8 protein-coding genes are annotated in these 10,483 nt (G+C 65.8%); 1 reads left to right on the top strand and 7 read right to left on the bottom strand.

From position 1 onward, the window contains the following. Positions 1 to 627 precede the first annotated feature (627 nt). The 7 genes from HH308_RS27895 to HH308_RS27865 all read right to left on the bottom strand — a co-directional run bounded on the left by HH308_RS27895 (position 628) and on the right by HH308_RS27865 (position 9,660). Positions 628 to 4,038, bottom strand: a complete 3,411-nt coding sequence (locus HH308_RS27895; protein WP_170197551.1) for a pyruvate carboxylase — start codon at positions 4,036 to 4,038, stop codon at positions 628 to 630. 190 nt (positions 4,039 to 4,228) lie between these two features. After that, positions 4,229 to 4,732 (bottom strand): DoxX family protein, encoded by a 504-nt coding sequence (locus HH308_RS27890; RefSeq protein WP_170197550.1) that lies wholly within the window; start codon positions 4,730 to 4,732, stop codon positions 4,229 to 4,231. 1 nt (position 4,733) lies between these two features. After that, a complete protein-coding gene (locus HH308_RS27885) occupies positions 4,734 to 6,518 on the bottom strand; it encodes an FAD-dependent monooxygenase (protein WP_170197549.1) in 1,785 nt (594 codons plus the stop codon). Positions 6,519 to 6,696: 178 nt separating this feature from the next. Then, complete coding sequence (locus HH308_RS27880; RefSeq protein ID WP_170197548.1) at positions 6,697 to 7,413, bottom strand: SDR family oxidoreductase; 717 nt, start codon at positions 7,411 to 7,413, stop codon at positions 6,697 to 6,699. Between the two features lies 1 nt (position 7,414). After that, positions 7,415 to 7,852 (bottom strand): nuclear transport factor 2 family protein, encoded by a 438-nt coding sequence (locus tag HH308_RS27875; RefSeq protein ID WP_170197547.1) that lies wholly within the window; start codon positions 7,850 to 7,852, stop codon positions 7,415 to 7,417. 16 nt (positions 7,853 to 7,868) lie between these two features. Continuing rightward, complete coding sequence (locus tag HH308_RS27870; RefSeq protein ID WP_170197546.1) at positions 7,869 to 8,789, bottom strand: VOC family protein; 921 nt, start codon at positions 8,787 to 8,789, stop codon at positions 7,869 to 7,871. A 22-nt stretch (positions 8,790 to 8,811) separates the two neighbouring features. After that, positions 8,812 to 9,660, bottom strand: a complete 849-nt coding sequence (locus tag HH308_RS27865; protein WP_170197545.1) for a fumarylacetoacetate hydrolase family protein — start codon at positions 9,658 to 9,660, stop codon at positions 8,812 to 8,814. Positions 9,661 to 9,792: 132 nt separating this feature from the next. On the opposite strand from HH308_RS27865, the gene HH308_RS27860 reads away from it, so the two are divergent. Continuing rightward, positions 9,793 to 10,476, top strand: a complete 684-nt coding sequence (locus HH308_RS27860) for a GntR family transcriptional regulator (RefSeq protein ID WP_170197544.1) — start codon at positions 9,793 to 9,795, stop codon at positions 10,474 to 10,476. Positions 10,477 to 10,483 lie beyond the last annotated feature (7 nt).

Genomic DNA, 10,483 nt, shown 5'->3' with positions numbered 1-10,483 from the left:
AGGCCGGCGACGGTCCCCGGGGGCGTCCCCCCTTTTTTTGTCTGCGCTACACCACTATTGCCACCCCGGACGCCCCCCGAGAGGGGCAGACCAGGGGCGGGGTTGGGTTGGGTTGGGTTGTTCGTCTCACCAGACCCCTCGTTACACCGAAGCTCGTCCCTCGCCTCGGCACTCGGGGAGCAGGAACTTGTCGTCCTCGCCTCGGCACTCGGCCTGGATCCACCGACCGAAGCGTCCCTCTGCTGGTTGAGCCGGACGAGCGCCGTGCTGAGCGAGGCGCTAGCCGAGTCGAAGTAGCGCTAGCCGAGTCCGTGTCGAAACCTCTCAGCCACAACGACTTTCGACGGTCCGCGCCAACATCGTCGATGACACCCGGCAAGTGACGCGTGTGCACCCTTTGGGTGTACACGCCTCAATGTTCGATACCATCACAGTTCGACACGTGCGCTACCATCAAATGCATTGTGGTACAGGCGTTTCGACACGCTCGTCACTTCGACTCGGCTAGCGCCTCGCTCAGTACGGGCACTCCCCTCGGGCGTATCGAGATCGTCACCTCTGAGCACACCGGGCAACACAAAAGGGCCCCCGACATCGTCGGGGGCCCTTTTGCTATTTTCTACACGGTCACTCGCTGGCCGCGGTCGACACTACGGCGAGCAGATCACCAGCCTCGACTTGCGCGACCTTGGTGATGGCGGTTCGGGTGATGGTGCCGCCGCGGGGTGTGGTGATGGCGGCTTCCATTTTCATGGCTTCGATGGTGCCGATGGTGTCGCCGGTGTGGATGGTGTCTCCTTCGGTGATGGTGAGGGTGACGACGCCGGCGAAGGGTGCGGCGATGTGGCTGGGGTTGTCTTTGTCGGCTTTTTCTGCGGCTGGGATGTCGCTGACGATGGAGCGGTCGCGGACGGCGACGGGGCGGAGTTGTCCGTTGAGGATGCACATGACGGTGCGCATGCCGTGTTCGTCGGGTTCGCTGATGGCTTCGAGGCCGATGAGGAGGGTGACGCCTTTGGCGAGTTGGACGTGGTGTTCTTCGCCGCGGCGTAGTCCGTAGAAGAATTGGTTTGCTGACAACCGTGAGACGTCGCCGTATTGGTCGAGGTGGGCGAGGTATTCTTTGGTCGGTCCGGGGAATAGGAGGCGGTTGAGGGTGGCTTGGCGGGTGGGTGAGTCGCCGGTGAGGCCGGCTTGGTCGTCGGCGGTCAGCGGGGTGATCGGTCGGGCGGCGCCGCGTCCTTCCAAGGCGCGGGTGCGGAAGGGTTCGGGCCAGCCGGCGGCGGGTGTGCCGAGTTCGCCGTGCAGGAACCCGATGACGGAGTCGGGGATGTCGTAGCGGGCGGGGTCGGCGGCGAAGTCGTCGACGTCGACGCCGGTGCCCACTAACGCGAGGGCGAGGTCGCCGACGACTTTCGATGATGGGGTGACTTTTACGAGTCGTCCGAGGAGGCGGTCGGAGGCGGCGTATTTGGCTTCGACTTCTTCGAAGCGGTCGCCGAGTCCGAGTGCGATGGCTTGTTGGCGCAGGTTGGATAGTTGGCCGCCGGGGATTTCGTGGGTGTAGACGCGGCCGGTGGGGGCTGGGAGCCCGGACTCGAATGGGGCGTACACCTTGCGGAGTGCTTCCCAGTAGGGTTCGAGGTCGCATACGGCGTCCAGTGAGATGCCAGTGTCGCGTTCGCTGTGGGCGGCGGCAGCGATGATCGCCGACAACGAGGGTTGGCTGGTGGTGCCGGCCATGGGGGCGCTGGCTCCGTCGACGGCGTCGGCGCCGGCCTCCCAGGCGGCGAGGTAGGTGGCTAGTTGTCCGCCGGGGGTGTCGTGGGTGTGGATGTGGATGGGGAGGTCGAAATTCTGGCGGAGCGCGGTGACCAACTTCGTCGCCGCGGGTGCACGGAGCAGGCCGGCCATGTCTTTGATGGCGAGCACATGCGCGCCGGCGTCGACGATCTGTTCGGCTAGGCGTAGGTAGTAGTCGAGGGTGTAGAGGTTTTCGGTGGGGTTGGCCAGGTCGCCGGTGTAGCTCATCGCTACTTCGGCGATCGCTGTGCCGGTCTCGCGGACGGCGTCGATGGCTGGGCGCATCTGGTCGACGTTGTTCAGTGCGTCGAAGATGCGGAAGATGTCGATACCGGTGTCGGTGGCTTCGGCGACGAAGGCTTTCGTCACCTGCTCGGGGTAGGGGGTGTACCCGACGGTGTTGCGGCCGCGCAGCAGCATCTGCAGGCAGATGTTGGGGACGGCTTCACGTAACTGGGCTAGGCGGTCCCAGGGGTCTTCGTGCAGGAAGCGTAGTGCCACGTCGTAGGTGGCGCCGCCCCAGGCTTCGATCGACAGTAGTTCGGGGGTGAGGCGGGCGACGTGCCCGGCGACGCCGAGGAGGCTGGAGGTGCGTAGCCGGGTCGCCAGCAGCGACTGGTGAGCGTCGCGGAAGGTGGTGTCGGTGACAGCCAACGCTTTCTGTTCGCGTAGTGCTGTGGCGAACCCGTCGGGGCCCAGCGTCAGCAGGCGTTGTCGGGAGCCGGCCGGTGGTGGGGTGGTCAGGTCGATCGCGGGGAGTTTGTCGAGGGCGTAGACGGTGGTGGGGCGGGTGCCGTTGGGGTGGTTGACGGTGACGTCGGCGAGGTAGGCGAGGATTTTCGAGGCGCGGTCGGCCGAGGAGTGTTGGGTCAGCAGATGGGGGCGTTCTTCGATGAAGGAGGTGGTGACGCGGCCGGCGCGGAAGTCGGGGTCGTCGAGGACGGCTTGCAGGAAGGGGATGTTGGTGGAGACGCCGCGGATGCGGAATTCGGTGACCGCGCGGCGGGCGTGGGCGACGGCGGTGTCGAAGTCGCGGCCGCGGCAGGTCAGTTTGACGAGCATGGAGTCGAAGTAGGCGCCGACTTCGGCGCCCAGGGTGGTGCCGCCGTCGAGGCGGACGCCGCCGCCGCCCGGGGAGCGGTAGGCGGTGATGCGGCCGGTGTCGGGGCGGAATCCGTTGGCGGGGTCTTCGGTGGTGATCCGGCATTGCAGGGCGGCGCCGTGCACCCGGATGGCGTCTTGGGACAACCCGAGTTCGGCCAGCGTGGCGCCGGCGGCGATGCGTAGTTGGGCTTGCACCAGGTCGACGTCGGTGACTTCTTCGGTGACGGTGTGCTCGACCTGGATGCGGGGGTTCATTTCGATGAACACGTGATTGCCGCGTTCGTCGACGAGGAACTCGACCGTGCCGGCGCAGGTGTAGCCGATCTGGCGGGCGAAGGCGACGGCGTCGGCGCAGATCGTCTCCCGCAGGGTGGGGTCGAGGTTGGGGGCGGGGGCGAGTTCGACGACTTTCTGGTGGCGGCGTTGCACCGAGCAGTCGCGTTCGAACAGGTGGATGACGTTGCCGTGGGTGTCGGCGAGGATCTGCACCTCGATATGACGCGGGTTGATCACCGCCTGCTCCAAAAACACCGTCGCGTCGCCGAACGCGGATTCGGCTTCGCGGGCGGCGGCCTCCACCGCGTCGCGTAGCCCCGTGATGTCCTCGACACGGCGCATGCCGCGGCCGCCGCCGCCGGCGACAGCCTTGACGAACAGCGGGAACTGCATGGATTCTGCGGCGGCCAGCAAGGCGTCGACATCGGTCGACGGTTCCGAGGAAGCGAGGACCGGCAGGCCGGCGGCCTTGGCGGCGGCGATGGCGCGGGCCTTGTTGCCGGTCAATTCCAGAATGTCACGCGACGGGCCGACGAACGTGATCCCATTAGCGGCGCAGGCGGCCGCCAAATCCGGGTTCTCCGACAGGAAGCCGTAGCCGGGATAGATGGCATCCGCCCCGGCACGGGTTGCGGCGGCGATGATCTCGTCGATATCGAGATAGGTGCGGACCGGGTGACCCGGTTCACCGATCTGATACGACTCATCAGCCTTCGTACGATGCGGCGAGTTGCGGTCTTCGTAAGGAAAGACCGCAACAGTCGCGATACCCAGTTCGTAGGCGGCACGGAAAGCGCGGATAGCAATCTCGCCGCGATTAGCGACAAGAACTTTGGCAAAGGTACTGCTGGTCATCTGATCGGTGTTCCCTTTGAGCGTCGGTCGAGGACGTGATGCCGAATGTGACGGCCCCTCAACCCTGCCACGTCGGGTTCCCTCACGCGAACATTTGGGTTACGTGGGGGTTACGACGTCGTGAGTGAGGGCCCCGGAGTGCCGACGGCGTCAATCAGCGTGCGCCGTCGGGTGCCGGACGAGAGAACTGCTATATCGCCGCTGCCCGCGCCTTCGTCCGCGCGTAGCCGACGAATCCTGCCGCCGCCACCGCTGCCACGACGACTGCCGCAGCGCCGCCGAGCGCGTGGTTGTAGTCGGAGAATCCGACGGCGCGATCGAGCGAAAGGCCACCGGGACCGGTGAACGCGAGTGCCAGCGCGATACCGCCGTAGGTGAAGGCCACCTCGTAACCGCCCTTCTGCGCCCACAGGCCGTTGGTGACGTTCACCGACGCCGCTACCGTCATGACGCCGAGCACGATCGACGCACCCAGCGGCGTGCCGAGCCCCAGGATCAGTAGCGCCGATCCGATCGCTTCCAGCGCTGCGGCGAGCAGTACCAACGGCTTACCGGGAACGAATCCCCACGATTCGAAGATTGGTGCGGTGCGGTCGGCGCCGAGTCCGCCGAATGCGCCGACCAATTTCTGCATGGCGTGGCCGAAGACCAGACCGCCGACCAGCAGGCGCAGGATGAGAAGCCCGATATCCATCTCACGCACCCACCTTCGCCTCGGTGCCGGCGCCGGCTTCGACGACGCCGCGGCCGGTCAGCGATGCCATCACCGACCGCAGCGCACCCAGCGGGTCGTCGGACATCGACGTCGCACGCCATGCGACGTGCCGATCGGGTCGCACGATCAGTACCCCGGCGTCGTGGATCTCGCTGGCCTTCTTCCACTCGCCGAACACGTCGTCGTATTCCTCCCGCGGCCCGACCTTGCGTCCATCGATGACGATGCCCAGCTCGCCGGCGACCTCCGATGCCGCGGAGAGCCAGTCGTCCCCGCCGATTCCGGTGATCACGGTGAAGTTCCCGTCGACGAGGTCGAGGGTGGAGACCCGGTCGTCGCCGTGCTGCAGCCAGGCGTGCGGAAGGACCGCGCCCGGCGTCGACGTCGGGTGGTAGTACAGCTCCGGGTCTCGGGTGTAGGGCGGCATCGGATCTGTCGAGACGATGCCACCCGACGCATAGCGTTGTCCCAATTCGACTCCGTGGCAATTGAATTGGTAGTCGTTGGCGTCGAGTACGGCCTGCACGGCTTCGCGCTTGCGTTCACTGTCGGGCGAGTCGCCGAAATACTCGTGGATGGTCTCCCATCCTTGCTGCTCATCCTGCCCCGCGGTGATTCCGAACGCAGGCGTCAGCTTTCCGAGCAGTTCGACGCTGGCCATCGCACGGTCGACGACTTGGCGGCCGACCGGTTGCCGTTCTTGGCTGTAGGAGTCGAGCAGGCTGTCGTCGGCCTGCCCGGACACGACCATTGCGAGTTTCCAGGCGATGTTGTTGGCGTCCTGCACCGACGTGTTAGAGCCCAGACCGTTCGCGGGCGGATGCCGGTGCGCGGCGTCGCCGCCGATGAACACCCGGCCCTTGCGATACTCCTTCGCGACGACGTGGTTGATCTGCCACTGGCTGATGTTCTTAATGGTGATCTCGACGTCGTCGTCGCCGATGGTCTTTCGAGCCCGCGCCAGCATGGCCTCCTCGGACACATCGATCTGTTCGACGGCGGGGTCGTACATGACGATCAGCACGAACTCGTTCCACGGCTCGACAGTCACGTACGTGCCTGAGCCGAGCCAGAAGTCGCGTCCGGGTTGCAAGGTGAAGAACAACGCGCCGGGACGATGCGCACGGTACTTGGTGAGGTCGGCCTCCAGCCATACGTTGACGGCGAATCCGAGCCCGGTCTCGCCGTCCATGTGGAAGCCGATCTGTTCGACGACGGTGCTGCGGCCGCCGTCGGCGCCGAAGGCGTACTTGGCGCGGATCTGGTAAGTATCCGCGGTCTCGCGGTCGCGGACCGTCGCGTAGACGTGGTCGTCGTCCTGGCGGATCTCGACGAGTTCGGTGTTGAAGCGGATGTCGGCACCGCGCTTCTCGGCGGCCGCGCGCAGGATGGGTTCGAGCTTGTGCTGCCCGATGTTGGTCATGCTGGTCGGGCTCGCGCCGTCGTAGTCGCTGCGCCGGTCGGTGCCGGTGCCCCATGAACGAGCACGAGCGAGTTCGGTGCCGGCGAAGCTGGTGGCCCAGACGTTTTCGCCCATCTGCTCGTTGGAAATGCCTGCTGCGCGCACCTCGGATTCGATGCCGAGGTCGCGGAAGATCTCCATCGCGCGCTGGTTGGTGATGTGGGCACGCGGAGTGTGCGCGGTACTGGGAAAGCGGCTGACGGTGATCGCGTCGACGCCGTAGCGGGCGAGCAGCGCCGACGCCGTGAGCCCACAGGGGCCCGCGCCGACGACGAGGACATCGGTGTCGATGGTGGTGGTCATGAGAATCCTCCTATTGGAGAGGTGCCTGATTTCGGCATGGGGGTAGCACGAAAGGTGCTGGGGGAGAATGAGGTTGGAGTGTGAGTGGTTTCGACACGGAACTTCGCTAGCGCTTCGTTCCGGCTCGACCAGCGGTTGGAGGCTTCGCCGGCGTTCTGTGCCGGCTCGACGGGTCGCTCTACGCCAAGTGCATGCCGGCGTCGACGACGAGGTTCGCCGCGTTCAGGCCGGGATTGTCGGTGAGAGCGAATGTCGCGGCGACGATGTCGGCGGTGGTCGGTAGGCGCTTGCCGGGCGTGCGCTGCCGGAGGCGTTCGTACTGCTCGGCGCGTACCGGATCGGCTGAGTCGACGGCGTCGGTGCCGACCACGACGCCGGGCGTCACGGAGTTCACTCGGACCGGAGCTATTTGTGTCGCAAGGGAATTCATCAGTCCGATGACGCCGCCGTTGGCCATCGAGATGGTGGTGGAGCCCGGCATGGGCGTCCACATGGACAGGCCGCTGAACATGACCACCGATCCGGTGTGGGTGAACTTCGGCAGCGCCGCGTGCACCGCGACGGCGTATCCGACGGTCTTCATCAGCATGGTGCGAGCGCTGTCGTCGGGACGGAAGTCGGCGATCGTATTGTGATCGCGGTCGAGTGCGGTGAGGATCAGGTGATCGACGCGCTCGATGCCGTCGAACATGGCGTAGAGCGAATCGGAGTCGTTGAGGTCGCAGATCGCCGGGTGCGTGTCGCCGCCGATGCGGGCCACGGCGGCGTCGGCCTTGGCCTTGTCACGCCCGGCTACGGTGACCTCGGCGCCGAGTCTGGCCGCGGCAGAGGCGATTTCCAGACCGAGATTGCTGGTGCCGCCGATGATGACGACATGGTCTCCCGCGCCGGGCATCTCAGTGCACCACGGCGGGATAGCGGCCGATGTCGGCGTTGGCGTAGTCGGGGTCGAGGTAGACGAAGCAGCGGTGGATCTTGAAGTCGCGGATCTCGAAGACATCGGTCCAGCGGCCGCCCGCACCCTGGCCGGCCTGCCACGGGGTGCCGTCGGCGGCGACGCCCGACGATCCGCCCTCGACGACGACCATGTCGTCGTCGATGATGAAGTTCAAGTACTGGGGCGAGTGGTCGATTTCCTTGATCAGCTGCCCGACCCAGCCGAAGAGTTCACCGATCTGCTTGTGTCCCTTAGCGATACCCCATTTGGGAAAGAACACTTCGGCGTCGTCGGCGAACAGCTCCAGCACGTCGCCGCCGTTGTCGAATCGTTTGAAGTACTCCAGCGCAACGACTTTGCGTTGTTCGCGGGTCATGGTGCCGGTGGTGATCGTCATGTCGGTTCTCCCAGTTCTAGGCGTTGCTGTGGGCGCCGGTCATCATGGCGGCGAGGTCGTCGGGTTCGAGGAACGACGGTGGCGGTGGCGGGCCCCAGTTGAAGAGTCCGCGGGCGCCTTCGAGATCTTCCGGGGTCCAGATCTCGTCCTCTGGAATGCAATCCATGTCCGAGTAGTACTCGGAGAAGTTTCCGGCCGGATCCTTCAGATACCAGAAGAAGTTCGAGCCCGCATGATGTCGGCCGAGACCCCACACGTGCCGCTCGGGATTGCCTTCGAGCATCTCTCGGGCGCCACGCCCGACGTCGTCGATGTCGTCGACCTGCCACGACGTGTGGTGCAAGTAGTTGACCGGCGACTGCAGCACCAAGATGTTGTGGTGGTCGTCGGAGCACCGCATGAATGTTCCGTGGCCCTTGATGTGGTCGCTCGTCTTGAATCCGAGGCCGTCGACGAAGAGTCGCCGGCTCGCCTCGTAGTCGGTGGAGCCGATCACCGCGTGGCCGAGCTTGCGGGGGCGGATCGGGGTGTCGCGCACGACGCCGGGTGCGCGTCCGGTGCGTTCGATGCGGCCGGGACCGTTGTACGGCGTCGGAGCAACCGGCGGCTGGACGAGACGGGGCATCGCGCGGACGACGGCGCGCACTCCGGTGACCGGATCGAAAGTCGTCACCGACGCCGAGTCGCGCTGTGCCGCAAAGCCGTTCGCGGTCAGCTCATGGGCGACGCGGTCGACGTCGTCGGGCGAATCGGCCCCGACGACCACTTCGACGAGCCGTCGGGTCGGGGCAGTGACGATGCGCAGCTGATCGCCGCCGTCGGTGGTGGACAGCCAGCCGTCGGTGGACGGGGTGAGTCCGAATTCGTGGTAGTAGGCGGCGGTCTCGGCGACGTCGGGGACGCCGATGGTGACCGCGGCGAGTCGGTGCAAACTCATGGTCGATGCCTTTCGGGGACTGCTATAGGTTTTCCGGTGCGACGAAGCGCTGTTCGAGTTCGCCGATGCCGGCGATGAAGGAGCGCAGCACTTCGCCTTCGGCGAGGAAGCGTTGCGGTTCGCGGCCCATCCCGACGCCCGACGGCGTTCCGGTGAAGATGACGTCGCCGGGGAGCAGCGGAGTGATGGTCGACAGGTAGGACACGAGCTTTCCGACCGAGAAGATCATCTGCGACGTCCGGCCGTGCTGGACTTCCTCGCCGTCGATCGCGCAGCCGAGTTCGAGATCGTCGCGGTCGGGCAATTCGTCGGGCGTCACCACGACCGGACCCAACGGCGAGTAGCCGGGGTAGGACTTGCCTAGGCTGAACTGCGGTGGGTGCGCGTTGAATTGGGTCGCGCGTTCGGAGATGTCCTGTCCGACGGTGAGTCCGGCGACGTAGTCCCAGGCGTCGGCTTCGGCGACGTTGTGGGCGGCTTTGCCGATGACCGCGACCAACTCCACCTCCCAGTCGACCTTGGGGCCGTACAGGCCGACGACGCCGCGCGGCCCGGCCAGTGAGGCGCGGTACTTGGTGAAGACCGGCGGGAGGTCGCCGACGGCGTACTTGGATTCCGCCGCGTGCTCGGCGTAGTTGAGGCCGATCGCGAAGACCTGCGGGGGCTCGGGAACCGGGTTGGCGAGGTCGGCTGCGTCGAACGGGTCGCCCGCGGGAAGGGCGGCGGTCGCAGCCCACCTGCGGAAATCTGCCCACCGCTCGTAGATCGACGTGACATCCGGGCCGAAGGTGTTGTCGCTGGCCTTGGCGATGTCGATCGCGGTGGTCGCGACGACGATGACCGCCCGGTTGTCGATGACTCCGACTCTCATGTGCGTGCTCCTCTTGATCCTTCGTTTGTGATCTGTCTAACAGTGATACGCCGCTAAATTCGATTACGCAAGCAACTTTCGAAAGTTTGTAGAATTTGCTCAAGTAGGTGCCGGTTGCGCTACCGTTGACGGATGGCCATTCGTCAAACTCGCAGCGACATCGTTTACGGCGCACTGCGCGCGGACATCCTCGCGGGTCGTCGGCTGCCCGGTGAGCGTCTGAAGTTCCCGGAACTGGGCAAGACGTACGACGTGAGCGTGTCGGTGCTGCGAGAGGCGCTGACCAAGCTCGCGGGCGAGGGTGTCGTCACCGCGGAGCCTCATCTGGGATATGCGGTCACCGAGTTGTCGGTGGACGCGCTGGAGGAGTTGACCGATGCGCGGCTTGCGCTGGAATGCCTCGTCTTCGCGCGGTCGGTGGAGCAGGGCGACCTGCAATGGGAGTCGAAAATCGTTGCGGCACACCATGTGATGGAGGGAACGCGGTATCTCGCGGAGGGAACCCAGTGTGTCACCGACGAATGGGCACTCGCGCATTCACAGTTTCACGACGCGTTGCTCGACGGGTGCGCCAACCGACGGCTGTTCGGGATGGCCACCGCGTTGCGCAGTGAGGCCGAGCTGTACCGTCGCTGGTCGCAGCCGTTGGGTGCCGAACACGATCGTGATCTGGTGACCGAACATCGAGAGTTGCTCGACGCGGCGCTGTCGCGCGACGCCGCCCGGGCGTCGGTGCTGCTGGCCGATCACATCGCGCACACCACGCGCCTCCTGCGTGAGGCCAGCACGCATCTGCACGACTCGCCGACGGCGTAGTGTCGCA

Source organism: Gordonia asplenii, assembly GCF_012933505.1.
In the GTDB taxonomy this organism is placed as follows: Bacteria; Actinomycetota; Actinomycetes; order Mycobacteriales; family Mycobacteriaceae; genus Gordonia; species Gordonia asplenii.
Note: the sequence above shows the minus strand (reverse complement) of the source record. Positions and strands in the feature narration are given on the sequence as shown.